This window comes from Schaalia odontolytica (assembly GCF_024584435.1).
Taxonomy (GTDB): Bacteria; Actinomycetota; Actinomycetes; order Actinomycetales; family Actinomycetaceae; genus Pauljensenia.
In genome coordinates, this window is the sequence record NZ_CP102197.1 from 1,095,648 (window position 1) to 1,122,255 (window position 26,608).

At 66.6% G+C, this 26,608-nt stretch carries 25 protein-coding genes and 1 tRNA gene; 10 read left to right on the forward strand and 16 right to left on the reverse strand.

Annotated elements, in window-relative coordinates:
* The first annotated feature begins 52 nt into the window (after positions 1 to 52).
* From NQK35_RS04835 to NQK35_RS04845, 3 genes are read left to right on the forward strand one after another with little or no spacing between them, the layout of a single operon-like run.
* Positions 53 to 484: a hypothetical protein gene (locus NQK35_RS04835; RefSeq protein ID WP_257114696.1), complete on the forward strand. Its 432-nt coding sequence runs from the start codon at positions 53 to 55 to the stop codon at positions 482 to 484.
* Positions 485 to 501: 17 nt separating this feature from the next.
* Complete coding sequence (locus NQK35_RS04840) at positions 502 to 1,986, forward strand: hypothetical protein (protein WP_257114697.1); 1,485 nt, start codon at positions 502 to 504, stop codon at positions 1,984 to 1,986.
* Entirely contained in the window at positions 1,980 to 3,158 is a 1,179-nt protein-coding gene (locus NQK35_RS04845; protein ID WP_257114698.1) for a S8 family peptidase, read from the forward strand. The genes NQK35_RS04840 and NQK35_RS04845 overlap by 7 nt, the downstream gene beginning before the upstream one ends.
* 166 nt (positions 3,159 to 3,324) lie before the next feature.
* On the opposite strand, the gene NQK35_RS04850 is transcribed toward NQK35_RS04845, so the two are convergent.
* From NQK35_RS04850 to NQK35_RS04860, 3 genes are all read right to left on the reverse strand, one after another.
* Positions 3,325 to 3,675, reverse strand: a complete 351-nt coding sequence (locus NQK35_RS04850; protein WP_009213471.1) for a hypothetical protein — start codon at positions 3,673 to 3,675, stop codon at positions 3,325 to 3,327.
* Between the two features lie 236 nt (positions 3,676 to 3,911).
* Entirely contained in the window at positions 3,912 to 4,544 is a 633-nt protein-coding gene (locus NQK35_RS04855; RefSeq protein ID WP_048743201.1) for a DUF4232 domain-containing protein, read from the reverse strand.
* Positions 4,545 to 4,652: 108 nt separating this feature from the next.
* Positions 4,653 to 6,155 (reverse strand): amino acid permease, encoded by a 1,503-nt coding sequence (locus tag NQK35_RS04860; protein WP_009213469.1) that lies wholly within the window; start codon positions 6,153 to 6,155, stop codon positions 4,653 to 4,655.
* Positions 6,156 to 6,351: 196 nt separating this feature from the next.
* Here NQK35_RS04860 and NQK35_RS04865 point away from each other — a divergent pair, with 196 nt between their 5' ends.
* Positions 6,352 to 7,044 (forward strand): MgtC/SapB family protein, encoded by a 693-nt coding sequence (locus NQK35_RS04865; RefSeq protein WP_009213468.1) that lies wholly within the window; start codon positions 6,352 to 6,354, stop codon positions 7,042 to 7,044.
* A gap of 74 nt (positions 7,045 to 7,118) precedes the next feature.
* On the opposite strand, the gene NQK35_RS04870 is transcribed toward NQK35_RS04865, so the two are convergent.
* The 4 genes from NQK35_RS04870 to NQK35_RS04885 form a co-directional block, all read right to left on the reverse strand.
* The gene (locus NQK35_RS04870) at positions 7,119 to 9,089 is read right to left on the reverse strand and encodes a variant leucine-rich repeat-containing protein (RefSeq protein ID WP_257114699.1); all 1,971 of its coding nucleotides are present in this window, start codon (positions 9,087 to 9,089) and stop codon (positions 7,119 to 7,121) included.
* Positions 9,090 to 9,236: 147 nt separating this feature from the next.
* Positions 9,237 to 9,313 (reverse strand) — tRNA-Met (locus NQK35_RS04875).
* Positions 9,314 to 9,421: 108 nt separating this feature from the next.
* Positions 9,422 to 10,162 (reverse strand): hypothetical protein, encoded by a 741-nt coding sequence (locus NQK35_RS04880; RefSeq protein WP_257114700.1) that lies wholly within the window; start codon positions 10,160 to 10,162, stop codon positions 9,422 to 9,424.
* 43 nt (positions 10,163 to 10,205) lie between these two features.
* The gene (locus NQK35_RS04885; protein WP_257114764.1) at positions 10,206 to 13,235 is read right to left on the reverse strand and encodes a UPF0182 family membrane protein; all 3,030 of its coding nucleotides are present in this window, start codon (positions 13,233 to 13,235) and stop codon (positions 10,206 to 10,208) included.
* Positions 13,236 to 13,410: 175 nt separating this feature from the next.
* On the opposite strand from NQK35_RS04885, the gene NQK35_RS04890 reads away from it, so the two are divergent.
* Positions 13,411 to 13,977 (forward strand): PPA1309 family protein, encoded by a 567-nt coding sequence (locus NQK35_RS04890; protein ID WP_009213464.1) that lies wholly within the window; start codon positions 13,411 to 13,413, stop codon positions 13,975 to 13,977.
* Positions 13,978 to 14,073: 96 nt separating this feature from the next.
* On the opposite strand, the gene NQK35_RS04895 is transcribed toward NQK35_RS04890, so the two are convergent.
* Positions 14,074 to 15,252, reverse strand: a complete 1,179-nt coding sequence (locus tag NQK35_RS04895) for a YlbL family protein (RefSeq protein WP_257114765.1) — start codon at positions 15,250 to 15,252, stop codon at positions 14,074 to 14,076.
* Positions 15,253 to 15,389: 137 nt separating this feature from the next.
* On the opposite strand from NQK35_RS04895, the gene NQK35_RS04900 reads away from it, so the two are divergent.
* Positions 15,390 to 16,868 carry a zinc-dependent metalloprotease gene (locus NQK35_RS04900; RefSeq protein WP_257114701.1) on the forward strand — a complete coding sequence of 493 codons (1,479 nt, stop codon included), beginning with the start codon at positions 15,390 to 15,392 and terminating at the stop codon, positions 16,866 to 16,868.
* Between the two features lie 95 nt (positions 16,869 to 16,963).
* Entirely contained in the window at positions 16,964 to 17,842 is an 879-nt protein-coding gene (locus NQK35_RS04905; RefSeq protein WP_257114702.1) for a hypothetical protein, read from the forward strand.
* 7 nt (positions 17,843 to 17,849) lie between these two features.
* Here the strand turns inward: NQK35_RS04905 and NQK35_RS04910 are convergent, their stop codons facing one another.
* Both NQK35_RS04910 and nudC read right to left on the reverse strand, forming a co-directional pair.
* On the reverse strand, positions 17,850 to 19,862 hold the full coding sequence (locus NQK35_RS04910) for an ATP-dependent DNA helicase UvrD2 (protein ID WP_257114704.1): 2,013 nt from the start codon (positions 19,860 to 19,862) through the stop codon (positions 17,850 to 17,852).
* 15 nt (positions 19,863 to 19,877) lie between these two features.
* The gene (nudC, locus tag NQK35_RS04915; RefSeq protein ID WP_257114705.1) at positions 19,878 to 20,822 is read right to left on the reverse strand and encodes an NAD(+) diphosphatase; all 945 of its coding nucleotides are present in this window, start codon (positions 20,820 to 20,822) and stop codon (positions 19,878 to 19,880) included.
* A 36-nt stretch (positions 20,823 to 20,858) separates the two neighbouring features.
* Between nudC and rph the strand changes: the two genes are divergently transcribed.
* Positions 20,859 to 21,626: a ribonuclease PH gene (gene rph / locus NQK35_RS04920; protein WP_048743186.1), complete on the forward strand. Its 768-nt coding sequence runs from the start codon at positions 20,859 to 20,861 to the stop codon at positions 21,624 to 21,626.
* On the forward strand, positions 21,623 to 22,237 hold the full coding sequence (rdgB, locus tag NQK35_RS04925; RefSeq protein ID WP_009213457.1) for an RdgB/HAM1 family non-canonical purine NTP pyrophosphatase: 615 nt from the start codon (positions 21,623 to 21,625) through the stop codon (positions 22,235 to 22,237). The genes rph and rdgB overlap by 4 nt, the downstream gene beginning before the upstream one ends.
* A gap of 78 nt (positions 22,238 to 22,315) precedes the next feature.
* Here the strand turns inward: rdgB and NQK35_RS04930 are convergent, their stop codons facing one another.
* On the reverse strand, positions 22,316 to 22,438 hold the full coding sequence (locus NQK35_RS04930) for a hypothetical protein (RefSeq protein WP_009213456.1): 123 nt from the start codon (positions 22,436 to 22,438) through the stop codon (positions 22,316 to 22,318).
* Between the two features lie 228 nt (positions 22,439 to 22,666).
* Positions 22,667 to 22,999 carry a CBU_0592 family membrane protein gene (locus NQK35_RS04935; RefSeq protein WP_009213455.1) on the reverse strand — a complete coding sequence of 111 codons (333 nt, stop codon included), beginning with the start codon at positions 22,997 to 22,999 and terminating at the stop codon, positions 22,667 to 22,669.
* An 86-nt stretch (positions 23,000 to 23,085) separates the two neighbouring features.
* Between NQK35_RS04935 and NQK35_RS04940 the strand changes: the two genes are divergently transcribed.
* A complete protein-coding gene (locus NQK35_RS04940; protein ID WP_009213454.1) occupies positions 23,086 to 24,000 on the forward strand; it encodes a LysR family transcriptional regulator in 915 nt (304 codons plus the stop codon).
* A gap of 23 nt (positions 24,001 to 24,023) precedes the next feature.
* Here the strand turns inward: NQK35_RS04940 and NQK35_RS04945 are convergent, their stop codons facing one another.
* Genes NQK35_RS04945 through clpS form a run of 4 tightly spaced genes read right to left on the reverse strand, consistent with a single transcriptional unit; the run spans position 24,024 to position 26,529 of the window.
* A complete protein-coding gene (locus tag NQK35_RS04945) occupies positions 24,024 to 24,821 on the reverse strand; it encodes an MBL fold metallo-hydrolase (protein WP_257114706.1) in 798 nt (265 codons plus the stop codon).
* Entirely contained in the window at positions 24,818 to 25,648 is an 831-nt protein-coding gene (gene murI / locus NQK35_RS04950; protein WP_048743182.1) for a glutamate racemase, read from the reverse strand. Before murI ends, NQK35_RS04945 begins: the two co-directional genes overlap by 4 nt.
* A 16-nt stretch (positions 25,649 to 25,664) precedes the next feature.
* Positions 25,665 to 26,237, reverse strand: coding sequence for a DUF2017 family protein (locus tag NQK35_RS04955; RefSeq protein ID WP_009213451.1), 573 nt, complete (start codon positions 26,235 to 26,237; stop codon positions 25,665 to 25,667).
* A 4-nt stretch (positions 26,238 to 26,241) separates the two neighbouring features.
* Positions 26,242 to 26,529, reverse strand: a complete 288-nt coding sequence (gene clpS, locus NQK35_RS04960) for an ATP-dependent Clp protease adapter ClpS (RefSeq protein ID WP_257114707.1) — start codon at positions 26,527 to 26,529, stop codon at positions 26,242 to 26,244.
* Between the last annotated feature and the right edge of the window lie 79 nt (positions 26,530 to 26,608).

Here is a 26,608-nt window from a genome sequence, read left to right on the forward strand (position 1 = left end):
ATCTTTCTCTCGCGATGCCCCTTCGCGAGATTCACAGGCACAGGAGGCGCGCGTGAGCGACGTGGGTTTCGACTCCCAGAAACATGAGCAAACCAGGCAGGATGTCCAGCAGGGGGGGGCAGGCCTAGAGTCAGCTTCCACGGCCCTTCAGTCCCTTGCTGATGCCCAGTCCGAGGACGTGTGGGGCAACGAGGTCGGCGTCGCTGCGGCGCGCGAGCAGCTCATTTCCTTCCTCACGCTCGCCCGGAAGGGCTTTGTCAAGGAGAAGGGCGGCTACGAGGACTTTGGTTCCAAGGTGAATCGGGCCGAGGAGGATTTCACGCGGACCGAGGAGGCGGCGGCTGGGCAGTTGGCGTCGACGAGCGCCGCCATGAACTCCAACGCGGCGATCGCTAACGCCGCTGCGGGGGCGGGCTCCGCTGGCTCTGCCAGTACTGCCCCCTCCGGCATCCCCAGTGCCGTCGGCGATCAGCCCGAGATCTGAGGCGAGGAGCGACGACCATGGCACACAGCCCGATGTACCACCGCCTCATGATGTTCGTGAAGGCGGTCGAGAGAAACCTGCAGCTGGAGCAATACGACGACCTGCACAGCCAGGTCATCACTGGCCTGGACGAGGCCTCGGAAAGCTACCGCCACTACCGCGCAAACCAGGGTTTCGAGGGCGAGACCGGCACGGCGATCGATGGTTGGCTGGAGCAGGGAGACCAGCGTCTGGACAGTCGGCGCGACGCCTACCTGCACGGCGCCCAGATGTACACCGAGATGCGTCGCGTGATGATGCATGCGCGTGAGGAGGCTGAGCGTCTGTCCCCGGTGTTGGTGGACAAGGGCTTGGATTCGCTGCGGGACGTGGCCCAGGTGACGATTCCGGTGATGAAGCACTACGGGATCTCCGGGAAGGTGGTCAGCGCCGTGGTCTCCACGGGCGCCGCCGTCTATGACGCGATCGCCGCGCAGGCCAACGCCCAGCGCGAGGCCAACGCCGCCGACATCCTGCAGCGCCTCAGCGCCTCCATGCAGGGACTAGCCGACCAGGGGAAGGTCCTCACCGAGCAGCAGCGCAGGATCGATGTAGGCGATTCAAGCACCCCTATTCCTTCTCCGAGTTCAGGTCCTTCGTCCCCGTCGGTTGCTGAGCAGCTGCGTCGCGGTCACATGTGGGTGTCTGCTCATGAGGGGGGTGTGTATCCGGGGGATCGGGATTCTGATTTTGGGCGTTCTTCCCTGCGGGGGCCGAACTCGGGCCTGTACCCGGGTGGTTTCGATGACCCCGACGCCGAGGGCGCGCGGATGAGGGACGCCTACAAGCTCCAATCCCGGCGTATCCCCTACCGCTTGGACGCCGAAGGAGAGCCGGGCACGCGCACCAACCCCATCACCGACCCGCAGGACCTGATGGGCATCGACCTCATGCACACCCGCATCGGCGGGGACCGCCACGCCAACGGCACCATCGGCGGCTACACCCCCGCTCCCCCCACCGACCGCGACCACCCCCTGTGGCGCATCAACGGCGGCCCCTCCACCGCCGCCCTGGGCGGAGCCGGACTCCTGGGAGCCGGAGCACTGGGAGTGGGCACAGCCGCACGCATGCACGCAAGCCCCGCCCTGGGCGCCACCACGGCGCTGCGCGCGGGCACCTACTCCGGCGTCGGCTTCGGCTCCTACACCCCACCCACCAGCCTCGGCACCGGCGTCGGCGGCACCACCGCCACCCCCGGGACAACCGGGACGAGCACGGCGGCGGGGAAGAACGCCGCGGGCAGGCCCGGCATGAGCGGCATCATGGGAGGCGGGGCCGGAGCCGGGGCCAGCAAAGACGAGAAGAAGACCCCCAAACGCAAGTACGAACCCTTCAGAATCGACGACGAGGACGAGCTGCCCCCCGGCTACGTCAACCCCATGTCCCAAACCTACGGCTCCGACAAGGACATCACCCCCGCCCCCACGAAAGACGACGGATGGGACCCACGCCAATGGTAACCACACGCGCCGCCCGAGCTGCACGCGCCGCCGCCTGCGCGGCCGCCCTCAGCGTCGCCACCGCCGCCCTACCCACAGGACCCGCCCACGCCGCCGACACCATCACAGCCGCCGACCAACCCTACTACGCCTACTACCACCTCGACCAAGCCCGAGCCAAAGGCTACACCGGCCAAGGCGTCACCATCGCCCTCCTCGACGGCGAAGTCGACACCACCGCCCCCGAACTCACAGGCGCAACCATCACCGACAAAACCCCCTGCACCGTCACTACGAGTCTGGCGAGCAAAACCCACGGGACCGCAGTCGTGTCAGTTCTCGCCTCGCCTACATACGGTATGGCTCCCAAGGCCACCGTACTGAGCTATCGAAGTCGGGTAAAGTCCGATCCGGATGCGTTGGGCGAAGATTGCAAGAGTAAGTCAGGAAGCATGATCGCTCAGGTTGCGCTCATCAACCAAGCAGTCAACGACGGTGCCGAGATCATTAGTGTCTCCCAGAGCACGGATGAGGAACTCAAATGGGCGATTGCGCATGCACTTAGCCGCGGAGTTATCGTTGTTGCTGCCGCCGGTAACGAGGGGGAGGATGTCTTTTCCACCCACTCCCTCGACAGGTGGTCCGGTGTCGTGGGCGTCGGAGCGATCACGACCGAGGGCGTTCCCACGGCGTATTCCTCCAAGGGCCAGGGAGTCACCACCGCGGCACTGGGCGGCCCCGTTCTCGCGCGCAACTACGAGAGCGGGCAGAACGAACCCGCCAACGGAACGTCCATGGCCACTCCGATGGTCGCCGGCTTCCTGGCGCTTGCCCGCCAGAAGTGGCCCGACGCCACCGCCAACCAGCTCCTGCAGCTGCTCACCAAGACGGCGCTCAACAACGAGGGCGCGTGGAACCCGTACACGGGATATGGCGTGGCGTCCCTCGGCGCGATGCTCAGCACGGATCCCTCCCAGTACCCCGACGAAAACCCGCTCATGGACAAGGGGGGAGGCCTCGCCCCCTCCCCCACGGCGGAGGAGGTCCGGCTGTACGCGGATGGCTTGGTCAGTCCTTCCGAAATCGAGGAAGACTCCTCCTACGTCTATCGCGGCCTCGACGAGTCGCAGCTGAAGGCCGCCACAAACTCCTACCCCACCCACATCGGGACCAGCCCCCGGTACCACCGCTGAGTGGCGTCCGCGCGGGGGCTTTCGCCCCGGCAACGCCCGCCCGTGTCCCCCGCGCGCCCTCACACGCAGATCCACAGGCACGAAAAGCCTCCCATTCCTCAGACGTCAATATCCATGTCCAAGAAACGGGAGGCAGCTCAGCCAGCCGAGGCCACGTCGCGCGCCGTCAGGAGCGGGCAACCTCGGTGGCGGGGGTCTGCACCAGACTCGACAGCGCGGTGATGAATCGGGCGATCATCGAGCGGTTGCGGCTGTCCTGCATGAGGTTGGGGAGCCCCTTCGTCGAGCAGGTCACCTCGATGACGGTGCCGCCTTCGACGGGGATGAAGCCGACGACGATGCGTTCACCCCACGACATGAGGCCCAGCGGCGTTTCGAACGTGACGACACGGCCGTTCATGTCCGCGCCCGTCAGCGTCGTCGACGGGATCGTCTGAACGGCCGCGGGGGCCGCCTGAAAAAGCTGCTCAAACGGTAGGTTGATCTGGAACGACTGCGTTGTTGTCCGCATGCCCATGGGTGTCTCCTTACGGTTGTGGTGAACGGCGCTCGCGCCTATCCAGCGAGGCTCTGGTTCCGATGACGAAAGGAATTCCTCGCCGACGCCGCCACCCCCTCGGGGCGGTGGCGCGCGTGCGGACCCTTCCAGCCGCTATAGAGAGTATCAGGCTCGCTTCCCAGAAACTATTCCGGCCAGAACCTATTCCGGTCGCCTGCTTCTCCCAACGAGGGTCCACGAACAGACAGAAGCTCTCAGGGGCGCGGCTCGAAGGGGCTGACCGCGACCGAGGGGATCTCCTGGCACACGCGCAGGGACAGCTGCAGGGAGGTCGAGGCGCCGCCCCCGTCGGAAGAAACATCGACCATGTCCACGTCGGTCGGCGTGCAGCCCTCGACGCCGTCCACTGCCTCGGCGGTCAGCGTCACGCCGACGCGCCCACCCTCGGCGATCGTGTAGACGTTACCGGGATCCTCCCCGTCACGCACGGCGCTGGGCGCGGTGGTCCCGGCCGAGGAGAAGACGACCGACGGGAATCCCCCGATCCAGCACGCCGGTCCCTCGTTCGTGAACGACAGCTCAACGTATGTCGTCCCCCCGGCCTCCTGGCGGCTCGCGACTGCGGGCTGAAGGTTCGCCAGATCGCAGCGGGCCTCGTCGTCGGTGACGTTCACCTCGGGTGTCTGGGTCCCCTCGCTGCTCGCGCCGCTCTGCGCGGCGGCGTCGCTCTGCGGCGGAGCCTGCGTCGGGGAAGCCGAAGGACCGGGGGTGGTGGCCGATGCCGCGGGATCCGGCTGCTCCTGGCCCGTCTTCGGCGAACACGCGCTCGCCCCGAGGGCAAGGGCGGACAGTGCGATGGCGGCAAGGATGCGTCGCGTGTTGATCATGGGCCCATCCTAAGGACCCTGGCACGAGCTTCTCCCCGCCACGCCGAGGAAAGCGCCAGGGGTGACACGACGCGCATCGGCGTGCCCCCGAGGCGGACCCGGCGCAGGCTACCGGGAGATCGGCTCGATATCGACGCCTGCCACGTCCATCTCCTCCAGGGAGACCATCCGGTCCTTCCTGGCGACGTGGAATCCCCACCACACGAGAGCAAACAGGGGCAGGCCAATGTAGGAGGAGGCGACCTCCCACACCTGCCCGTGCAGGACGGCCTCGTAGTTTTGCCCGGCCATGACCACCAGGCACATGACGAACGCGATGATCGGCCCGGCCGGGAAGAACGGGGATCGGTAGGGCAGGTCCTCCAGACGGTTGCCCTGCAGGAGGTAGGCACGCCTGAAACGAATATGACTGACGGCGATGCCCAACCACATGATGATCCCGGAAATGCCGACGATGTTGACCAGCCACGTGTAGGCGTCCTCAAACACGAGCTGCGTGAGGAAGCCGCAGGCCGCCATCACCGTCGTCAGGGCCATCGCGTAGCCGGGGACACCGCCCTTGGTGACGCGCGCGAACAGGGCGGGGGCCTGCCCCTTGAGCGCCATCGAGTGCAGCATGCGCGAGGCCGCGTACAGGCCCGAGTTGCCCGCCGACAGGATCGAGGTGAGGATGACCGCGTTCATGACGGCTGCCGCGGCTCCGATGCCCATGCGCGCGAAGACCAGGGTGAAGGGCGACTGGGCTACATTGTTGGCCGTGTCGTCGGCGGCGCTCAGCAGGCTCGGGTCCGTGTAGGGAAGGAGGGTACCGATGATCGCGATCGCTCCGATGTAGAAGAACATGATGCGCCAGAAAACCGTGCGGATGGAGCGCGGAACATCCCGGCGCGGATTCTCGGACTCCCCCGCCGCGACTCCGACGAGTTCGGTGCCCTGGAAGGAGAACCCGGCGATCATGAAGACCGCGATGATCCCAACGAAGCCGTTGTGGAAGGGGGCATCGCCGGTCGTCCAATTCGACAGGCCCGGCGAGTTCGTTCCCATCACCCCGGCGATCATGAAGACGCCCGAGATCACGAAGACGACGACGATGACCACCTTGACCGCGGCCAGCCAGAACTCCGCCTCGCCGTAGACGCGTGCCGACAGAGCGTTGAGACCGACGACGATGACGAGGAACACGACCGCCCAGATCCACGAGGGAACCTGAGGGAACCAGTAGGCCATGACCAGCCCGGAGGCGACCAGGTCGGCCGCAACCGTGACCGCCCAGTTGAACCAGTAGTTCCACCCCATCGCAAACCCGAAGGACGGGGAGATGAACTTCGTGGCGAAGGTCTGGAACGATCCCGCGACCGGCTGGTGAGCGCTCATCTCCCCCAGAGACTGCATGAGGAGAAGCACCATGAGGCCGATGGCGGCGTAGGCGACGAGCGCACCGCCCGGTCCCGCGTTGGCGACGGTCGCACCGGAGGCCAAGAAGAGACCTGTTCCGATTGCTCCGCCGATCGCAATCATCTGCATGTGGCGCGATGCCAGGCCGCGCTTGAGCTGGGTATCCGTGCGCTGGCGCAGCTCGCTGGCGACGTCATCGGGGGTTGGGGTTGCCATGACTGGGTTCCTCGTCTGTCGGTCGTGAGTCCCATCTTAATGCCCGAGGCATTGCGTCGTCGTTGAGCCTCTCTTTCCTCGGTCTTTAACGAGGCCGTGGCCGCTTTCCTCTCCTCGGTGTCCTCGTTGCGCCCCGCGTGGCCCGGCGGCGCGGCCCGGCTAGACTAATCCCACCCGTGCACACCAGGAGGCCACCATGTCGCAATCCCTCGAAAGCATCTGTTGGATGCTTCTCGCCCTCGTTCTCTCTGCCGCTATCGGCATTGAGCGCCAGATTCGCGGAAAGAGCGCGGGCATTCGCACGCAGGCGATCGTCGGCCTGACGGCTTGCCTCATGATGCTCATCTCCAAGTACGGCTTCTCCGACATCCTCGTTGACGGCATCACGCGGTATGACCCCTCGCGAGTAGCCTCCCAGATCGTCTCGGGAATCGGTTTTCTCGGGGCGGGTATCATTCTCACCAGGCACGGAGCAATCCGAGGGCTGACCACCGCTGCCACCATTTGGGAGACGGCGGCGATTGGCATGGCGTGCGGGGCGGGCTTGTGGTGGCTCGCCATCGCCGGGACTGCGCTGCATTTCCTCGTGATCGCCCTGTTGACGCCGCTCGTACAGTTCATCATCATGCGCACGCACGGACACAAGGTGACGCTGACCGTCCACTACACGCCCGGTCACGGGGTTCTCTCCGCGCTCCTCGGCCAGGTTTCTTCCCTCGGTTGGGCGGTCTCCGCCGTGTCCACCCGCACGTCCTCGAGCGATCGTTCGTCCACGGCACGTTTTACCGCCGCCACGCGCCAGGACCTGTCTCAGTCGTTACTGGTGACGACGTTGGCCGACCTTGATGGGGTTGCCGGTGTGGATGTCACCGAGGAGGAGGACGAGTAGCGCTCTTCGCACGCGCAAAGGGATGGGCCCGCGCTCGCCGCGGGCCCATCCTCCTCTATCCTCCTGTCAGCACCTCACGCCTGCGGGCCGAAGGGGTTGTAGGGCTTGTTCGACTGCTGGCCCGGCTGGCCGCCGTACTGGCCCTGACCAGCCTGCGGTGCCTGGAAACCACCCTGACCCTGCGCACCGCCATACTGACCCGGCTGGCCGCCGTACTGGCCCTGACCAGCCTGAGGAGCCTGGAAACCACCCTGCCCCTGCGCACCGCCGTACTGACCCTGACCGGCCTGCGGGGCTTGGAAACCACCCTGACCCGGTCGGCCGCCGTACTGGCCCTGACCAGCCTGGGGCGCCTGGAAACCAGCCTGGCCCTGCGCACCACCGTACTGACCCGGCTGGCCGCCGTACTGGCCCTGACCGGCCTGAGGCGCCTGGAAACCACCCTGCCCCTGCGCACCGCCATACTGGCCCTGACCAGCCTGGGGAGCTTGGAAACCACCCTGACCCGGTCGGCCGCCGTACTGGCCCTGACCGGCCTGGGGCGCCTGGAAACCACCCGGACCCTGCTGGTTCGCGGGTGCGGAGGCGAAGGTGCCGCCAAATGCAGTCGGGTTGTTGATCGGCGCGACCTTTCCGTTCTTGAGTTCAAGGAGGAGCAGAACGCCTCCCGCGCCGAGGCCGATCGAGAAGAGGAAGAAGAGAATGCCACCAAAGCCAAGGTCCGCGATGCCGAACACGATCTGCAGGACCCGAATAATGCCGAAGAAGGCGGCGACAATGCCGGTGGCACCGGCAGCAATGAACGCCCACTTCTGGTTGGTGAACCAGTAGGCAACACCGAGGCCGGCGACCGCCAGGAGAAGCACCATGTGGAAGAAGGCATAGCCGCCGATATCAAACAGGGAGACGGAGTAACCGCCGTACGACGCGAACGGCAGAACCATCGAGATGAAGGACAGGACGACCGCGGCGAACATGCCGATCAGCGAGTAGGTGGCGCGCACGGAGCGTCCGCTCACCTTGCCGGTTTCTGCCACGACGGCGGTCTGGAACTGATTGAACGCGGTGCCGGCGGCCGCGCCGAACTGCTGAGCGGCCGCGCCGAACTGCTGTCCCGCGCTGGCCCCCTGCTGGCCACCCTGGGGGCCGTACTGGCCCTGTCCCTGCTGGGGACCGGGGGCATAGCCCCGCTGGCCGCCCTGGGGGCCGTACTGAGCCTGCCCCGGCTGGGAGGCGGGCGCATACCCGGGCTGACCGTACTGGTTCTGTCCGAATCCCTGCTGCGGGCTCCCCTGCTGCGCGTAACCGTTCGCTTGGACGCCCGCGCCGTACTCTTCGGCGGCGATCTCAGCGGCTGTCTTCTCGCGCGTTCCTTCGACGATGGTCCGTTCGAGGTCCTCGTCCGACAGGGTTACTCCCGCCGACTGCGTTGCCTCGCTCGCCGGAGCGTATGGGCCGACCGGCGCCTCGGAAGTCCCATGGGAGACAGTGGTCTGCGCCGCGGGCGGCTCTTCGACGGGGGCGGTCATCTCTTCGACGGGCGCGAACGGGGGTTCCTCCACCGGGGAGGAGGCTTCCTCTGCCAGCCCGAGCGGAGCCTCGTCCGACGGATGCGTCTGCTCGATGGGGGCCGACACCGCTTCTGCGGGTGCCTCGGTGGCCCCGTCGTAGGTCTCGGGCGCTGCCGAGTCCGTGGTCCCCTCAGGAAGAGGATCGGCGGCGTTTCCCTGAGCCGTGGCATCGGGCTGCGCGGCCCAGGAGTCATTGGGGTTGTCGTGAGCCGCCTCGGCCTCGGGCTGCGGGTCGTAGGCTTTTCCGGCCTCGGGGCTCTCGGCGAACGGCGCAGGGGCGGCCATCGGAGGCTGCGCGGGCACCACGCCCTGGTCCGCCAGCCACTGGCCGAGGGCGGGGTAGAGAGACGGGTGAGTTGCGACGTAGGGGCGCAGATCCGGGCGCGCGGCCGTAATATCCGCAAGATCCTGGGGCGTCAGCGACGGATTGCTCATGTCGGCAGCGCTGAGCTGCGACGGGTCGATAGTGCTCATCTACATTCCTCTCGCACCCAAAGGCGCACTTCCTGATGACCAACGGTCAATACTATCGCGGCGACTGACCGATAAGTCAAGGCGTTCACAGCGTGAAACGACCGGAGAGCAAAGAAGACCCGGCCCCTCACGGGACCGGGTCTGTGGTGGTAGCGGGGACAGGATTTGAACCTGCGACCTCCGGGTTATGAGCCCGGCGAGCTACCGAACTGCTCCACCCCGCGTCGGCTCTGTATAGTCTAGCGCCCCGCCGGGAGGGGCACAAACCGAAAGCGGTGATGTACGTCCTAGGCGCAACGGGAGCCGCGGCAGCGGTGGTGTCGGTTTCTCACCTAGTGCGGCGCGCCGCGATCCTCCTCGTCCGTCACGGCGACGGGCGTCCCGCTCGGGGGAGGAAAGGCAGCGGTTGGTACGGCGACGGGCGTCCCGCTCGGGGCAGGAAACTCTTGCCCCGCTCGGGCCCCGGAAGTCGCGCCGACGCCCGCCGCTCCCCCTCTCGGCGCGGGCGTTGGGTGCGGGCCGACGAGAGCGCCCTGCGCGGTGGCACCGCCGAGCGCACCCTCCTTGTTGCCGCGCCGTTCGGGGATCGCCAGGCAGATCGCGCAGGCGACAAGAACCCACCCGAGCACCCAGAAAGCGAGCGAGCGCCAGTAGAAGAAGGCCGACATATTGGCGTAGAGACCGTAGTTGGGAGGTCGGAAAGCAGAGTACCAAGGGGCATTGTCGCAAAAGACGCTGACGGCGGGTCTCACTAGGAGCCTCGCGACCAGGAGGAGTCCGGCGAGGGCGTAGCGGGCTCCCGTCGCGTGCGTCACCGCCACGACCACCGCGAGGATGAGCGCGGCCAGGTCGATGGCGTACCACATCCACATGGACCAGTGGGAGATCAGATGGAGATACACGTCCATGCTCACCGAACCCACTGGGAGGAAGCGGGTTACCAGGTAGGTCGACTGGAGGGCCATCACGATGCCGAGGCTCACGCGGGCGCGCAACGAGGGGGTGTCGTACGCCCGGCGCGCTCCTCCTGAAGCGAGCGTTGGCGCCGCGGTACCGGCGGCTCCGCGGATCACTTGCAGGACGCCACCGCGCGCTCCCTTGCCGGTCGGCCTCGTCCTACGAGCCGCTCTGCGGCTCAGCCGAGGGCGAGGCGCTCGGACTCGGCGAGGAGGTGGGTGTTCCCGCCGCGCCAAGCGCGCTCTGGGCGGCCTCGGCGCGAGAGAGGGCGTCGCGCAGGCGCGTCTGAGCCTGCCCGTACGCCGCCCAGTCGGACTTGCTCATCGCCGCGTCCGCGTCGCGCATCGCCTGCGCGGCGTCGTGGACGGCTTGGGTCAGCTGAGCGCTTGCGTCTGTCGAGGGCGCAGTTGCCCCGGACTGGGTGCCGTCGTCGGGGGACGGGTTCGCAGGCGCGGCCGGGGCCCTCGATGATCCCCCATCGTCAGCGACGAGCTGACGCAGGGACTCTTCGAGTGTCGGCGCGAATCCGACCTTGTCGCCGAAGGCGGTCAGGACCGAGCGAAGAACCGGGTAGGACGCCGATCCTGTGCCCTGGACGTAGACGGGCTGCACGTACAGCAATCCCCCACCAACCGGCAGCGTCAGGAGGTTTCCGCGAATGACGGTCGAATCCGCCTGGTTGAGTAGATTCAGCTGGGTGGCGATCTTCTCGTCCGAGTCGTACTTGTTCTGTACCTGACCCGGTCCGGGGACGGTCGTGGAGGAGGGCAGCGCGAGGAGACGGAGCTTGCCGTAGCCCTCACGCACCTGGCCGGCAGTGTTTCCCGTCTCGGAGTCGACGGCCAGGAATCCGGCCATGGCTTCGCGGCGTCCCTCCCCGCCGCCACCGGGAACGAAGACTGACGTCAGCGAGAACTCGGCGCTGTCCTGGCCAGGCATCTGCATGGTCAAGTAGTAGGGGGGCTGAAGCGCTGTCGGCGGCGCAACGGGGTTGCCCGCGGCATCCACGCGCTCGGTTGCCTTCGCGGAAGAAGCTCCCCCGTAGGTTGAGGTCTCCTCGGCGAGGCGCCAGCGGTCACCACCCGAGTAGAAGCCTGCGGCATCGGTGACGTGGTAGGTGGCCAGCAGGTTGCGCTGCACCTTGAACATGTCCTCGGGGTAGCGCAGGTGGCTCATGAGGTCACCGGAGATCGCGGACATGGACTCCACGGAGCCGGGGTAGATCTTCTCCCACGTGCGCAGGATCGGATCGGACTCGTCCCACCGGAACAGGCGCACCGACCCGTCGTACGCGTCAACGACGGCCTTGACAGAGTTGCGCATGTAGTTGATCTTGTTTGCCTGGACGTACTGGCCAATCTCGGTGGACTGGGAGTCGACGGTTGCGTCCGAGAGGGCCTCGTGCTGCGCATAGGGGTAGTTGTTCGTCGTGGTGTAGGCATCCACCACCCACACGAGACGCTTGGGCGTAGAGGCGTCGTCGTCCATGTCGACGACCGCGGGGTAGGCAGACTGCTCGAGGGTGAGGTAGGGCGCCACCTTCGCCACCCGCTGCAGGGGGTCTCGATCGTAGAGGATCTGCGACGCCTCGTTCGTCTGAGAGGAGAAGAAGAGGTCTGTTGACCCGAACTTGATGGAATAGAGGAGCTTGTTCCACACGTTGCCCACCGATGGCCCGCCGTTGCCGGTGAACGTCGTGGACACTTGGCCGCCGACGGCCGTGTCATCCGGATAGTCGAGTTCCTGCGGCTCGGCTCCCTCGGGCGCACCGACGATGGAGTAGTCGGGCGCATTCGGGCTGAAGTAGACCCTCTCCTCATAGTCGCCCATTTCACCGATTGACGGCACCGACTGCTCCCAGTACGAGGGCAGCCCATCGCTCGTCAGCTGGTTGCCGTAGGCGGCGATGGCACCGTACCCGTGTGTGTACACGGTGTGCTGGTTGACCCACGTCTGCTGTTCGGCGGACAGGCCGGAGAGGTTGAGTTCACGAACGGAGATCACGGTGTCGCGACGCTCGCCCCCCACGTTGTAGCGATCGACTTTCATTCCGGAGTTGAAGCCGTAGTACAAGCGCGACTGCTGCAGCTGCTGGACCGTCTTGGTAATGACCTTCGGATCGAGCAGGCGCACCTGCGAGGTCAGCGTCTCGTTGTCGAATTGTCCCGCCGAGGCGGTGGTTGCGGCATCGTAGTTGGTCTGATAGTCGAGGTTCTCCAACCCGTAGGCGGCCAGCGTGGCGTCGATGTTGCGCTGAATGTAGGGTGATTCGAAGCTTCGCTGGTTCGGGCGCACGCGGAACTGCTGGACGAGCGCGGGGTACGCGCCCCCCAGCACGAGGGCGGCGATGACGGTGACGGCCACACCCGTCACGGGCAGCCTCCATGTCCCGCGGAAGGCGGCGACCACGAAGAGGACGGCAACCAGGGCGGACACGGCGGCCAGGATCGAGTAGGCGGGCAGCGTCGCGTTGATGTCGGAGTACAGGGCCCCGTGGATCGACCCGGAGTCCTGGGTCAGTAGCTCGTAGCGGCCGAGCCAGTAGTGCGCCGCGATGAAGAGCGACAGGCACGCCGCCATGATGCCGCTTTGGAGGCGCGCGTGTTTGGAGGCGTGGGGTCGTGGGGTCAGCCGCATCGTCCCGTAGAGGTAGGACACGACGATGGAGGCAACCAGTCCGATGCTGGTCACCGTCATCAGGAAGGAGACCAGCACCTTGAGGGCGGGCAGCACGAACACGAAGAAGGAGATGTCCAGCCCGAACTGTGGGTCCACCTGGCCAAAGGAGGAGCTGTTGAGGAACTGGAGGAGCGTCTGCCACTCGGTGGCCAGTCGGGCACCGTTCGTAAACCCGAAGAACAGGGCTACCGCCCAAAATGCCACGCGGCGAACGGGTTCGAGGGCCTCCTGATACCCTCGCAGCGCCGCAGACGTCTCGCCGCGCACCGAGGAGGCACGGTGTCGGTAGGCGTAGGCCATCGCACAGTACACCATCGCGGTTGCGGCCAGAAAACCGACCGCGAAGAGGCCGATGTGCGCCCCCCACTGGGTGAGGATGACGCGGGTGGCGCTCATCTGGCGGTACCACAGGATCTCCGTCCACACGATGGAGGCCGCGTAGATAATGGCGCCCAGGGCGATAAGAACGACGAGCGTGATCGATGCCGGACCGGGCTTGCGGGGCTTCACGCGCGAGGTGGGCGCGTCACCGTCTCGTGGTGGCCGAGACCCGGGCGAGCGAGGGAACGAAAAGGGGGAGCTCACGGCATTCCTCTCTGTTGTACCGGCAGCTTCACAACAGTGTAGCCGCGGTCAGGGTCTTCTTCGTGTCGGCTGTGTCCGCTCTCCGTGAGATTATGGGATCATGAGTGTTGAAATGATGCCGAGTGCGCGCCAGGTCGCGCTGGCCAACGTCGTCGTCGACATTGAGAAGGGGGCCGCGCGCGTTGGGTGGGATCACGCGCCTTCCATCTATGCGCTGGTGCCGACGTCCACGCTGTTGGCTGATCCTGGCCTTCCCGCCGACATCGCCGATCAGCTCCGCGCGGGGTGGGACGGCTCCCAGGACCATCTGAGTGCGATCATTCAGGAGGATCTCGCCCAGGACGATATCGAGCAGGTGCTCGCCCACCTGGCGTGGCCGCAGACGGTTCCCGGGGCGGCGATCACCGTGGAGCGCATCGTCGTGCCTCCGGAGGTTGAGGATGAGGCGCCCGAGGATCCCGAGGAGGCCCTCGCCTTCATCTCCGCCCATCCCTCGCGCACGGACGTGCGCCTGGCGGTGGGGGTCTTGCGTTCGGGCGAGTCGTGGTGCGCGCTGCGCACCCGAGCATTCGATTCCGATGACAAGGTTGGGCAGGGTTCGGTCCTCGTTCCCGCCCTGGTCGACGCACTGCGCGCGTCACTCGAGCCGGTCGACGAGGACGACTGAGCACTACTGGGTCCGCGCCTCGCCCGCAGCGACAGATGAGGCCCCGCTTCCGACGCACCCGTCTCTCCTCGGGTGGTCATCGAAGCGCTCGGGAGGCTACTGGCAGGTCGGCAGGGTGTCTCCGGAGCCGCTGGCGATCGAGGAGAGCGCGGTAACGGCCTCGTCAAGCGTGGAGACCGAGACGACGTGCAGGCCGTCGGGAACGTGCCCGACCACGTCGGAGCAGTTGTCGGCGGGGGCAAGGAACCACTGGGCTCCGTCGTCGTGGGCACCCCACATCTTCTGTGCGATGCCGCCGATGGCTCCGACTCGCCCGTCGTAGGACATGGTTCCGGTTCCCGCGACAGCGTTGCCCCCCATCATGTCACCCGGCGTCATGCGATCGATGATCCCCAGAGAGAACATCATGCCCGCGCTGGGCCCACCGATTCCCTCCAGGTTGAAGGCAATGTCCACCGGGAGCGTCGGGGCGACGGACAGGTAGATGCCCAGCTTGGAGCCGGGCTCACCCTGGGAGGCGGCGACGGAATCGAAGGAGATGTCCTGCTGCTCGCCATCTCGCTCGATCGTGAGGGTCATGTGTGATCCGGCCGGGACCGTGCGCATGAGCGTAAAGGGCATGGCTGCGCTGGTCACGTCGTGTCGGGTTCCGTCGGGGGTGGTGATCGCGAGCAGGCGGTCTCCCTGGGCAACGACTCCTTCCGCGTGTGACCCGTCGGTGGCCCCCTCGATGGTGACGGTCGCGGGTACTTCCCAGCCGAGGTACTCGAGCGCGGCAACCTGGGAGGTGGTCTGAGAGTTGCGCATCATCGCCTGCTGGGCCTCACTGACCTTCTCGCGCGTGGCATCGGAGGGGTAGACCGCATCATAGTCGAAGATGCGGGAGTGGGGATCGAAGTATGCGCCGATCAGCTCCGCGAAGCTGAGGCGTTTTCCGGGGCCGCCGGATTCGGAGACGGTCACCATGCGCAGCTGCCCCTGCCCGGGCTTCGCTTTGTCCTTGTAGGATGCCGACTGCGGTTCGTCGAGCTGCACGTCTTGCCCGGTCGTGGGATCGGTTCCCGAGATCTGGATCATCGGCTCTCCGTTGAACGATCCGAGGACGTTGAAGGTCGGTCCGGGGCTATTGACCACGAAGGGGACCGGGATCCAGAAGAGCACGGCAACCATCGCGAGGGTCGCGACGATAGCCGTGACAAGACGCCAGCTGATGAGCGGTGGCTCCCCGGCGGCACCGTCGGTCGGCCTCATCACGTCGTCAGCTGCGTGGGTCATCTCCATGTCAGTCACCGGTTCATTGTGTCCCAGGCGCGACCGCATCGCACGCGCTCCTCCCCCATTCCCCTTTAGCTCTCAGCGTTTTCGCAGGCTTTTGTCAGCCCAAGCGCACGCGCGGCCGCTAGTCTGATGACATGAACGAGAACGACTCCGGCACCCCTTTTGAGGATTTCCTGCGCTCGATCCTGGGCGATGAGGCCGCCGCCGAGGCAGCCCGGGCCCTTGAGGCTCAGGGCTTCGACCCGGCGCAACTGCCACCCGAGTTCTCCAATCCCGAACGCATGCGAGCAGCTCTCGGCCAGTTCCAGTTCCTCATGAACACCACCGCGGGCCCCGTCAACTGGCGTGTCGTGGAGGATAGCGCCAAGCAGACGGCTTACGCGGGCGGGGATCCCGCACCGACGGCGACCGAGGCCGAGGCTGCCCGCCAGGCGATGAGTGTGGCCGATCTGTGGCTTGACGCGGTCACGGAGTTTGCCTCGGGTCCTGTGACGCGCGACGTGTGGACCAGGGTTGCCTGGGTTGAGCACACGATCCCCATGTGGAAGCGGATCTGCGAGCCGATCGCGCTCAATGTCTCTCGCGCGCTCTCCTCGGCTCTCTCGCAGCAGTTCGATCAGGGCGGCCTGGGTGCTATTGACTCCCTGCCCGAGGGCATGGCGGCCATGCTGGGCAAGACCCAGGAAATGATGCCGCGCCTGTCTGCGATGATGTTCTCAGCCCAGATCGCGCGCGCGCTGGCGGCCCTGGCCGGGGAGTCCTTCGGCACCTGTGACACCGGCATCCCTCTGTCCGACGCCTCGCACGCTGTCCTCGTGCCGCACAACATCGCCCAGTTCTGCGAGGGGCTGGATATTCCCTTCGATGAGGTCCGCCAGTTTCTCGCCGTCCGAGAGGCCGCACACAGGCGCCTGTTCGCATCGGTTCCCTGGCTCGAGGGCGACTTGGTGCGCGCCGTTGAGCGCTACGCGTCCCAGATCGCGATCGACACCGACGCCATCACACAGGCGGCTCGTTCCGTCGATCCCTCCGATCCTTCCTCCGTTGAGTCGGCCCTGAGCGGGGGCGTGTTCGCTCTGTCGACGACCCCCGATCAGCGCCGGGCTCTCACGCGCCTGGAGACGATGCTGGCCCTCATCGAGGGGTGGGTCGAGGTGGTGACCGCGCAGGCGACACTGCCCTACCTGCCCCACGCCGACGCACTGCGCGAGATGATGCGCAGGCGGCGCGCCACGGGCGGGCCCGCCGAGGAGGTCCTGGGCTCGCTCATCGGGTTGCAGATGCGCCCGCGGCAGGCACGAGGAGCCGCGTCGATCTTCTCCCTGGTCGAGGCCGACGGGGGGCGAGGAGCGCGAGAAGCACTCTGGTCGCACCCCGACATGGTTCCTTCGGAGACGGAGCTCGCAACCCCGGAGACCTTCCTGACGCTGCGTCAAGCGGCGGCAGCCGAGGACGCCGAGATAGATGCCGCCCTGAATTCGTTGCTGGATGGAACGATGGGGTGGGCCGACGGCCTTCGCCCCGGAGACGAGGCCACCCCGGACTCGCAGGCGCCAGAGTCCCTCGATGACGCCGGCGACGAGGTGGAAGGCGCGGACGGCGAGACGAAGTAGACCGGTCAGTTATCCACAGACTACTCAAAAGACGAGTTCTCTGAGACAAAACAGATCATGATGGATCCAACAGGTAACAACTGAAGGAGAACATCATGAACCTGTCGCGTTACACCGCCGTCCTGTGGAGGGGGCCCGGCCGCGCCCAAGTCGGCGGCGATCGAAGCCACCACGTCCTCCTGGACAACCTGCACGCGTGCGATCAGCTATGGCTCGCCAATCACACCAATGTCGGCCAGCGCCCGGCTTCGACCACCCCCTCACCGGAACTGCTCGCCGCGCTGTCCGGGTCCGGCCTGCTCGACCACACCGACCGCAGGCCCCGCCTGTCGGTTGACGTTCTCGGCGCGGTACCGGCCACCCTCCTGGCGCTGCGCAGCCTGGTCGATTCCCTCTCCTTCGCGTTGCGCGTCGATGGCACGCTCCTCGTCGACGAGGACTGGGACCGCGTCTTTGGGGGAACCAACACCGGAACGCCACGCGCGCGGGCCGTACGGCGGGAGCTTTCGGACCTCATCTGCCCTTCTCAGCTTCACTACCAGGGTGCCACGGACCTCGCTATCGTTTCCGGCGACCGGGCGATCGACCCCGCCATCCCCTTCGATCTCACCGTTCGGGACATCCCCCACCTCCTCGTCGTTCGAGGGGAGCATTCCTACGAGATCGGCCCCTTCGTCATCCCGGGGCACACCCCCTGCTACCAGTGCGAGGAGCGGGCACGAGCGGAAAATGATCCCTTTCACCTGACGAACCTGCGAGAGCTCATCCGCTGGCCTCTCGGACCGCTCAGCCTGCTTGCACACTTCGCGGCCACGGCATGCGTGGCTGGCTTCGTCCGCGACTTCGCGTCGGGAGCACTCAGCGTTGAGGCGTGCTCGCGGGTGACGACAATCGACGAGGAGGGACACACCACCGTCGAGCGGGTGGCTCCGTCACGGGAGTGCGCGTGCGGCATTGACACACTGGCCCTCTAGGCGCGGCTCACGCCCCCTCGTCAACGATGACTTCCTCACCGCGTACGAGGGCGAGGACCGGCGCGGCAAAGCGCTGCACCTTGACATCGCCGATCCCCCGAATCACGCGCAGCTGAGTGGTTGTCTTGGGCATGGCGACGGCTATATCTCGCAGCGTCTGGTCGGTAAAGACGGCAAAAGGCGGCACCCCGGCCTGTCGGGACACCTCGAGGCGCCACGCCCTGAGGCGCCCAAAGAGCTCGACGGCCTGCGGCGACGCCTCCTCCTCGAATGCCCGGTTGAGGGCGCGACTGGAGGAACGAGGCTTTCTCTTGGGCGCTCCGACGCCGTCAGCCTCGGGCCAGATGCCGTCGAGCAGGCGGCTGCGCTTGCGTCGCCCGCGCCCATCCGTTCCCCGCGAGCGCGCCCACGAGAGGGAGAGCAGATCCCGGGCGCGGGTGACGGCCACGTAGAGGAGCCGCCTCTCCTCCTCGCGTGCCTGCTGGGTCTTTGCGTAGGAGATGGGCAGGAGTCCTTCGGCGACACCAACGAGGAAGACGGCATCCCATTCAAGTCCTTTCGCGGCGTGAATGGTTGCCAGCTCCACTCCCGACTTGTCGGGTTCGACCTGATAGGCGATCCTCTCGTCGAGTTCGCTGACGAAGTCGGCCAGGCTCGTCGCCCGAGAGTCATCGGCCCACCCAACGATGGCATTCATGTCGGACCAGCGTTCGGATCCCGCCTGTCCCGAGGGAGCCTCGGGCGCCCAGCCGACCCCGGAGAGAACGTCCCGCACGAGGTCTGCGAGCGCCCCCTCCTCGCGTGCGGCTGCAGCCGCGCGCAAGCGAGCGATGGCGGTGCGCACATCGTCGCGCGCGAAAAAGGGTTTTCCTGCGGCCACGGCGACGGGAATCCGCCGCGCACCCAGGGCCTCTTCGAAGGCTTGGGATTGGCCGTTGGTGCGCATCAACACGGCGATTGAGTGGGGGGCCATGCCGCCGGCTATCAGCTCGGCGATCTGGTCGGCGACGCCCTCGGCCTCCGCACGGTCATCCTCGTAGGTGCGGTAGGCAACCCGCGCGCCGCCATCGCGCTGGCTGGACAGACGAACAGTTCCCTCTCGGTGTTGGGACCGTTCGAGGACGTCATTGGCCAGGGAAACGATCTGCGGGGTCGACCGATAGTCTCGCGTGAGCTGGGCGATGCGCGCGCCCGGATGCTTGCGCCCAAATCCGGTCAGGTACTGCGGCGAGGCTCCCGTGAAGGAGTAGATGGTCTGAGCGACGTCGCCGACGACGCAGACATCGTGGCGTCCCCCGAGCCACAGGTCCAGAAGCCGAGCCTGCAGGAGGTTGACATCCTGAAACTCGTCGACGACGAAGGATCGATACTGTTTGCGCACGACGGCGGCCACATCGGCTCTTTCCTGGAGCATGCCGCACAGGTAGATGAGGATGTCCTCGAAGTCGATGACGCCCCGCTCGGCCTTTGCATCCTCGTAGACGTCCAGCAGCCGCGCCATGTCGGAGGCGTCGAGTCCGGCGGGAACTTCCCGCCCGAGGCGCCCCACGCGCGCGGCGTAGTGCGCCGCGTCGACCATCGTGACCTTCGCCCACTCGACCTCGGCGGCGATGTCACGCACGTTTGTTCGATCGATGGCGATGCCGAGCCGTGCGGCGGAGGCGGCCACAAGCGATGCCTTGTGTGGAATCACGTCCGGGAGCGGCCCCCCGACGACGGTCGGCCAGAAGTGCCGCAGCTGGCGCAGGGCGGCGGAGTGGAACGTCCGCGCCTGCGCCTTGGGAACGCCCAGCTGGGCCAGACGATGCCGCATTTCGAAGGCGGCACGCTGAGTGAAAGTGACGGCCAAGACGTTCGACGGGTCGACCGCCCCAACCGCGGCACCGTAGGCGATACGGTACGTGATCGCGCGGGTCTTTCCCGTTCCGGCTCCGGCGAGGACCGCGAGGGGCCCGGCAACCTGGGTCGCGACGGCACGCTGGTCGGGATCCAGGGCGTCAAGTAGTTCCTCGGGGATCATGCTCTCATTGTCCCATTAGCCTCTATCGGGTGCGTCCCGCGTGCCCGGGCCTTCCGGCAGGTCGCCCCCGTACCACTGGGCGAGCATCGCGTACGCGATCGACGAGCGTCCCGGGGCGCGCACGTCGCCGCCTTCCAGGGCCTGGGCGAGCTGACCGCGGCTGAAGAAGCGCGCCCACTCGATCTCTACGCCGTCGGCGATCGGGGTGGGAGCCTCCTCGGCTGTGCGCGCCCGGTATCCCATCATCTGCGAGCGTCCGAACGGCCACGGCTGGGTTGCCACGTAGGACACGTCTTCGATGGCGACGCCGACTTCTTCGCTCACCTCGCGCGCGACCGCGACATCCGGAGATTCCCCAGCCTCAACGTAGCCGGCGATGAGCGACACGAAACCGGGTTTCCACAGCGCGTTGTGAGCCAGGAGGACGCGGTCACGGCGGTCTCGCACGAGGACGATCACTGCGGGGTCCTGTCGCGGATACTCCAGTCGATCGCAGGAGTCGCATCGCGCGGCCCATCCGCCGGTCACCAGCTGCACCGGCGCCCCACAGCACGGGCAGAAGCGGTAGTTGGCATGCCAGCCCGCGAGCGCGAGCGCACTCAGCGCCAGGGCCGCGTCGTCCCCGTCAAGTTGCCACCCGACCGCGCGCAGGTGCTCCCAGCGGCCCCGAACCTCGTCCCGGGTCGTCTCGATCGCGACGACGGAGCGTCCGCGCGCGACCCCGATAAACGAGGCCGTCGCTCCCTCAGCAGCACGCGTGGCTTCATCCCCGGTCAGGCGCAGCAGGATCGGGGCGTCCGAGGAGGAAGCCTCGGCCTCGTCAAGGAGGACAAAGCCGGCGCCGTCCACGACGATGACATCGGCCTCACCGGCGCGCACCAGGGCAACGGGAGCCACGGATTCACGCAGAGCGACGGCCGGGTCGACGTGACCGCGGACGAGAGGTAGATCAAGACTCATGTCTCCACGGTAACGCGGTGAGCTACCCTAGGCACTATGACAAATACTCCCCTGCGCGCCGATGGCCGCACCCCGTCCCAGCTTCGTCCCGTTTCCCTGACCCGCGGCTGGTCGGGAACCGGGGAGGGCAGCGTTCTCGTCGAGTTTGGCAACACCCGGGTCCTGTGCGTTGCTTCCTTCACCGAGGGGGTTCCGCGCTGGAAGCGGGACTCGGGTGAAGGCTGGGTGACCGCCGAGTACTCGATGCTCCCGCGCGCAACCGAGCAGCGCTCCTCCCGAGAGTCCGTCAAGGGTAAGGTGGGCGGCCGCACTCAGGAGATCTCGCGCCTCATCGGTCGTTCCCTGCGCGGCATCGTCGACATGAGTGCCCTGGGCGAGAATACGATCGTCCTGGACTGCGATGTCCTGCGTGCCGATGGCGGCACCCGCACAGCATCCGTCACCGGCGCCTACGTCGCCCTTGCCGACGCGATCGCGTGGGCGAAGGAACGCGGAATCCTCACGCCCTCAGCGCGGGTCCTGACGGACTCGGTCTCGGCCGTGTCCGTGGGGATCATTGACGGCACGGCCATGGCGGACTTGCCCTACGTCGAAGACGTGCGGGCGCAGACGGATATGAATGTCGTCCAGACCGGCGACGGGCGCTTCATCGAGGTGCAGGGCACGGCCGAGCACGCACCCTTCAGCCGCGAGGAGCTCTCCGAGCTGCTGGATCTGGCAACGGCGGGCAACGCGCAGCTGGCGCGAGCACAAAAGCTCGCGCTTGAGGCTCCCCTGATGGAACGCGTCGAGGTGACTCCGTGAGCGCACGCCTGGTCTTCGCCACCTCAAACGCGCATAAGATCTTTGAACTCGAAGCGATTCTCGCCGATGCGTGGCGAGGTTTTGAAGCCGGATGCATTGCGCCCATGAGTGCCTTTGACGTCCCCTCCCCCGTGGAGGATGGGGTGACATTCGAAGAGAACTCCCTCATCAAGGCGCGAGCCCTGGCGCGCGCCACCGGCCTGGCAGCGATCGCGGACGACTCCGGTATCACGGTGGACGTTCTGGGCGGCGCTCCCGGGATCTTTTCCGCGCGATGGTCGGGCCGACACGGAGACGACGCCGCCAACCTGTCTCTGCTCCTCGACCAGCTCAGTGACGTGCCCGACCCTCATCGCGGGGCAGCCTTCGTATCCGCGGCTGTCCTGGTGACGCCGGGCGGCGAGGAAGTCGTTCGCCGAGGCGAGGTGCGCGGTACGCTCACGCGCGAACCTATCGGGCAGGGCGGCTTCGGCTACGACCCGATTTTCATTCCCGACGGCTATCGGGTGACCACCGCGCAGATGAGTCCGCAGGAGAAGAACGCAATCAGCCACCGCGGCATCGCGTTCCGCGCCCTCATGCCCGCCATCGTGGACTATCTGCGCGGCTGAGGCCACCCCTGGCTCGTATGCAACCGTGCCGGGCACCCGCGGGTGTCCGGCACTCTTGTTGCGCTCGCGTTCACATCATCAGCGGGCCACGAGGTTACCGATGATGGGACGGTCCATCGAGAACTGCAGAGGGTTGCGTTGTTGACGTCCTCTGCGCTGATGGACGAGACGCTGAAGGAGTGATGCGATGAAACGGGACATTGTGTGCTCCTCTTTGAGTACGTGCGATGGATCTATCACAGCACCGCACCTCCATGATGAGCGTTCTTCCGCGACTTTTCCATCGATTCTCGCTTACACCTCCATGAAGCTGGCCTTACAGACCTTTCCTTGGTGAGCCTTGACAGATCCTTGACCCGCGCCAGGATGCCGCAGGCACGCATTCGGGGGCTGGGCCCCGCCCAACCCCCGAGTTGTGCCTGGCGCCGTTCAGCGCGCGCGTGCGGGACGCAGTCGGCGGGGCATGTAGCGGCGCACGTCAAAGAAGCGGAGGACCTGCATGATGCGGCGGGCGAGACGATCGCGCACACGCCAGATCATCGTGGCGCCGACGCTGATGAAGATGGCGTTCGTCAGGAAGGACGGCCACGCGCCGGTGGACGCGCATGCGATCGCCAGGAACACGCAGCTGGAGACGTTGAGGGAGTGGTAGCGCAGCGAATCGGGCGCAAAGCGCTTGGAGGACACCAGGTAGTAGGCGGCGATCGAAGCTGCCGCGCCCACCCATCCGAGGATCGTGATTGCAAGAGAGAAGATGGTCATGACATGTATAGTGCACCCTCCACTGGTCAAGCACAATTGAATGGTTCTATAGTTATCTTACAGTTTGCCTTAATCAAGGAGTTCGCATGGACATCGATCCTCGCCGACTGCCCTTCCTCCTGTCCGTCGCCCGCGAAGGCGGCATCGTTGCCGCCGCCGACATCCTCATGGTGTCCCCCTCGGCAGTGTCCCAGCAAATCCAGAAGTTGGAAGAAGAAGTCGGCCTCAAGCTGGTCGAACGCACGACGTCCGGAGCGGTGCTCACCCCCGCGGGAAACATCGTCGCCGATGCCGGCGAACGTATCAACGCCGACATCGCCGAGGCGCTCAAGGCCCTGCGCCCCCTGACCGGTCAGGTCACCGGAACCGTCACCCTTGGGGCCTTTCTCACAATCTGCCGCTCAACCCTCATCCCTGCCCTACCGGATCTGACGGAGGCTCTTCCCGGCATCGACCTGCGCATCGAGGAAACCGAGGAAACCCCCGGCATGGCCTCCCTGCGCACCGGCCGCTACGACATCCTCGTCATCGAAAGAGACGAGAACCCTGGCCTGGCTCCGCGCGGATACACGGACGTGCCCTTCATCGACGAGCCCTGGGTCCTCGTCACCCCCGACTCCGCGCCCCCCATCGGATCGATCGAAGACCTCGCCGACCTGACCTGGCTGCGGGTCAGTCCGGGAAGCAGCGGCGACCACGTCATGCGCCGCATCACCAAGGCCTTCCCCTCCACGACGTGGGCCCCCCATCTCTACACCACCTACGAGGCCGCCCGTTCCTTGGTGCGCGCCCGCACCGGATCCACGATCCTGCCCGCGATGGCCTTGGCCGGCGCCCACACCGACGGCATGCGCGTGACCCCGCTCCCCTCCCTCGGCACCCGCAAGATCCTCCTGCGACACAAGAACCACGGCTGGTCAGAGGCAGGCGGCCCGGCCCGCGTGACCGCCTACCTCGCCGAGTGGCAGCGGCATAACGCCTACTCCACCCACGCCGACTAGCGGCTCCGGCGTCTCCTCCTCGCTCAGAGTGACACCTGCAAGCCCGCAGCCGCGAACCCCAGGGGCCCATCCCACGTCTGCCGGATCTCCGCCGCCACCCGCTCGCGGGGGGTCCAGGGCTGTATGTGGGTGGCGAGCATCCGCTTGGCTCCTGCCCGCCTCGCGACCTCGCCCGCCCGACGGCCGTCCATGTGCATGTCAGGCTCGGTCTCATCGGAGGTGAAGCCCACCTCACTCAGCAGCAGATCCACGCCGCGGGCGCCCTCAATGATCGATTCGCACAGATCGGTATCGCCGGTGTAGAACAGAGCCACCGTGCGCGACGGATCCTCCTCCGAAGGCCCCTCGATGCGCAGGCCGAAAGCCTCAACCGGATGCAGCGCGCGATACGGGCGCACGGTCAGGGGCCCCACCTCGTAGGCGTGACCAAGGCGAAGCTGGGTGAATGCAAACTCGCACTCGTATCGCTCGGGCTCCGCCGCGCCCTCGATCTGCCTGACGCGCGAAAGTGTCTGCGCCGGCCCGAGCAGCGACAGCGGCGGGCAGGAGGAACCCGGCCCCCACTTGCGATACACCTGCAGGGAAATGATGTCGCCCATGTGGTCCGCGTGACAGTGAGACAGGGCCAGCGCGTCCAGGTCCCGGGGACACACGTGCCTCCACAGGGCACCGAAGGCGCCTGGGCCGATGTCACACACGAGCGAGAACGTCCGTTCCTGCCCCGAGGCCCGATCACGTCCGCGGGCTTGAATCAGGTAGGAGGATGCGGGCGATTCCGGACCCGACATGGAACCGGTCGCACCGATGACGGTGAGCTTCACGCGATCCCTCCACCGGTGCGCACGCGCCCGACCGATCCGACCTCGGGTCCGAGGAAGCGCCTGGCCAGCAGCGGGAAGGCGTCCGAGGCGCCGGTCGCCAGGAACTGATGCTCGGGCCGAGCTCCCTCTGGCCACGGGTCGTGCAGGAGAGCGCGGTCCACCAGCTCGTTGTAGGTCATGTTTGCCGTGGCCTCCGAGGACGTCACAAGGGTCACGCCATCGCCCATGACGCGACTGATGACCCCAGTGAGCAGCGGGTAGTGAGTGCATCCAAGGATGAGCGTGTCAACGCCCGCTGCCTTGAGCGGGGTCAGGTACTCGGTAGCCACCGCCTCGATCTCGTCGCCGGTCGTCACCCCGGCCTCGACAAAGTCAACAAACGCCGGGCACGCCTGCTGGGTAACCCGCAGCCCCGGGACCGCGGCGAGGGCACGCAGGTAGGCCTCCGACTGGATCGTTGCCTTCGTTCCGATGACGCCGACGTGGCGGTTGCGGGTTGCGCTCACGCTCTGTCGGGCCGCGGGAGTAATGACCTCGATGACGGGTATTCCCGCGTCGATCCAGTAGCGTTCGCGAGCATCCGCGAGCGCTGCGGCCGTGGCCGTGTTGCAGGCGATGACGAGGGCTTTGACGCCGCGAGAGGCCAGCTCATCAAGGGCGGAGAGCGTCAGCGAGCGCACCTGTGCAATCGCGCGCGAACCGTAGGGCGTGTGCTCGGTGTCACCCAGGTAAATGATCTCCTCGTCGGGAAGCTTGTCGATGACGGCACGCGCGACGGTGAGACCACCCAGACCCGAGTCGAAGATTCCAATCGGGGCGTTGTTCATGGTTTGACCTTATGCGTTAGCGCGGATTATTCACAGCTTCCAGGAGGGAGTCCTGCCACCATGTTACGAGCATATAGATGGCGGCGACAACCTGCGCGTGTTCCCCTGTCGGCTCACTCGCGGCCAGCCTCTCAACGCGCCGCGCATCCGATTGATCGGCCAGCCCCAGCTCGCCGGCCAGCCCCAAGCGAATGTCGTTGAGCGCGCCGAGCCAGGACCAGACCGCCTCGGGGCGCACGATCAGCGTGTCGGCGCCCCCATGAACGATACTGTCGAGGTCCGCGATGATGGAGCGTAGGCGCGCCGACTTCTCGGCCCGAAGCAGATCCTCCGTCAACGCGCGCATGCGGGCCGCATCCTCGCAGTCCGCACTCATGGGAGGAAGGAGCATCCCCAGGCTCCGCTCGCGCGGGGCTTCCCTGCGCAGTTCGGTCTCGGTGAGCGCGCTGAGTACCGAGGGCGTCACGGCGCACTCGCCCGGATCGTCAAGGACGACGAGGACCTCGCTGGCCAGCTGGCGCAGGAGGAGAGCCTCGCCGCTGCTCATCGACGAGGCGTAGCCGCCATCTCGAGGAGCGAAGCCCTCCATGCGCCTATCCCTTGTCCTCTTCGAGGGTGGCTCGAAGCCCGTAGGAGTGCATCGCCATGACGTCGGCCTCGATGCGCTCGCGCACCCCCGTCGAGACGGTTGCCCGTCCGCGAGTGTGTACCCTCATCATGAGTTCTTCCGCGCGCGCCGTTGAGTATCCGAAGTACTCGCGGAAGACCGCGGTCACGTAGTTCATCAGGTTCACCGGGTCGTCCCACACGACAGCGCGCCAGCGCGGCACGGCGGAAGCCGCCTCGTGTGCGCGCGGTGCCGGCTGCAGGATTGTGGTCATACGTCAACCCTAGGGTGAATCGGGTGTCCATGGAAGCGCATTCGTCCCCCGGTGACACGCTTCTCACGGTAGGCTCACA

Bases quoted from the DNA above. Each gene is read 5' to 3' on its own strand.
- NQK35_RS04840 (WP_257114697.1), top strand. From the start codon at position 502: ATGGCACACAGCCCGATGTACCACCGCCTCATGATGTTCGTGAAGGCG.
- NQK35_RS04845 (WP_257114698.1), top strand. From the start codon at position 1,980: ATGGTAACCACACGCGCCGCCCGAGCTGCACGCGCCGCCGCCTGCGCG.
- NQK35_RS04850 (WP_009213471.1), bottom strand. From the start codon at position 3,675: ATGGGCATGCGGACAACAACGCAGTCGTTCCAGATCAACCTACCGTTT.
- NQK35_RS04855 (WP_048743201.1), bottom strand. From the start codon at position 4,544: ATGATCAACACGCGACGCATCCTTGCCGCCATCGCACTGTCCGCCCTT.
- NQK35_RS04860 (WP_009213469.1), bottom strand. From the start codon at position 6,155: ATGGCAACCCCAACCCCCGATGACGTCGCCAGCGAGCTGCGCCAGCGC.
- NQK35_RS04865 (WP_009213468.1), top strand. From the start codon at position 6,352: ATGTCGCAATCCCTCGAAAGCATCTGTTGGATGCTTCTCGCCCTCGTT.
- NQK35_RS04870 (WP_257114699.1), bottom strand. From the start codon at position 9,089: ATGAGCACTATCGACCCGTCGCAGCTCAGCGCTGCCGACATGAGCAAT.
- NQK35_RS04890 (WP_009213464.1), top strand. From the start codon at position 13,411: ATGAGTGTTGAAATGATGCCGAGTGCGCGCCAGGTCGCGCTGGCCAAC.
- NQK35_RS04895 (WP_257114765.1), bottom strand. From the start codon at position 15,252: ATGACCCACGCAGCTGACGACGTGATGAGGCCGACCGACGGTGCCGCC.
- NQK35_RS04900 (WP_257114701.1), top strand. From the start codon at position 15,390: ATGAACGAGAACGACTCCGGCACCCCTTTTGAGGATTTCCTGCGCTCG.
- NQK35_RS04905 (WP_257114702.1), top strand. From the start codon at position 16,964: ATGAACCTGTCGCGTTACACCGCCGTCCTGTGGAGGGGGCCCGGCCGC.
- NQK35_RS04910 (WP_257114704.1), bottom strand. From the start codon at position 19,862: ATGATCCCCGAGGAACTACTTGACGCCCTGGATCCCGACCAGCGTGCC.
- nudC (WP_257114705.1), bottom strand. From the start codon at position 20,822: ATGAGTCTTGATCTACCTCTCGTCCGCGGTCACGTCGACCCGGCCGTC.
- rph (WP_048743186.1), top strand. From the start codon at position 20,859: ATGACAAATACTCCCCTGCGCGCCGATGGCCGCACCCCGTCCCAGCTT.
- NQK35_RS04930 (WP_009213456.1), bottom strand. From the start codon at position 22,438: ATGTCCCGTTTCATCGCATCACTCCTTCAGCGTCTCGTCCATCAGCGC.
- NQK35_RS04935 (WP_009213455.1), bottom strand. From the start codon at position 22,999: ATGACCATCTTCTCTCTTGCAATCACGATCCTCGGATGGGTGGGCGCG.
- NQK35_RS04940 (WP_009213454.1), top strand. From the start codon at position 23,086: ATGGACATCGATCCTCGCCGACTGCCCTTCCTCCTGTCCGTCGCCCGC.
- murI (WP_048743182.1), bottom strand. From the start codon at position 25,648: ATGAACAACGCCCCGATTGGAATCTTCGACTCGGGTCTGGGTGGTCTC.
- NQK35_RS04955 (WP_009213451.1), bottom strand. From the start codon at position 26,237: ATGGAGGGCTTCGCTCCTCGAGATGGCGGCTACGCCTCGTCGATGAGC.
- clpS (WP_257114707.1), bottom strand. From the start codon at position 26,529: ATGACCACAATCCTGCAGCCGGCACCGCGCGCACACGAGGCGGCTTCC.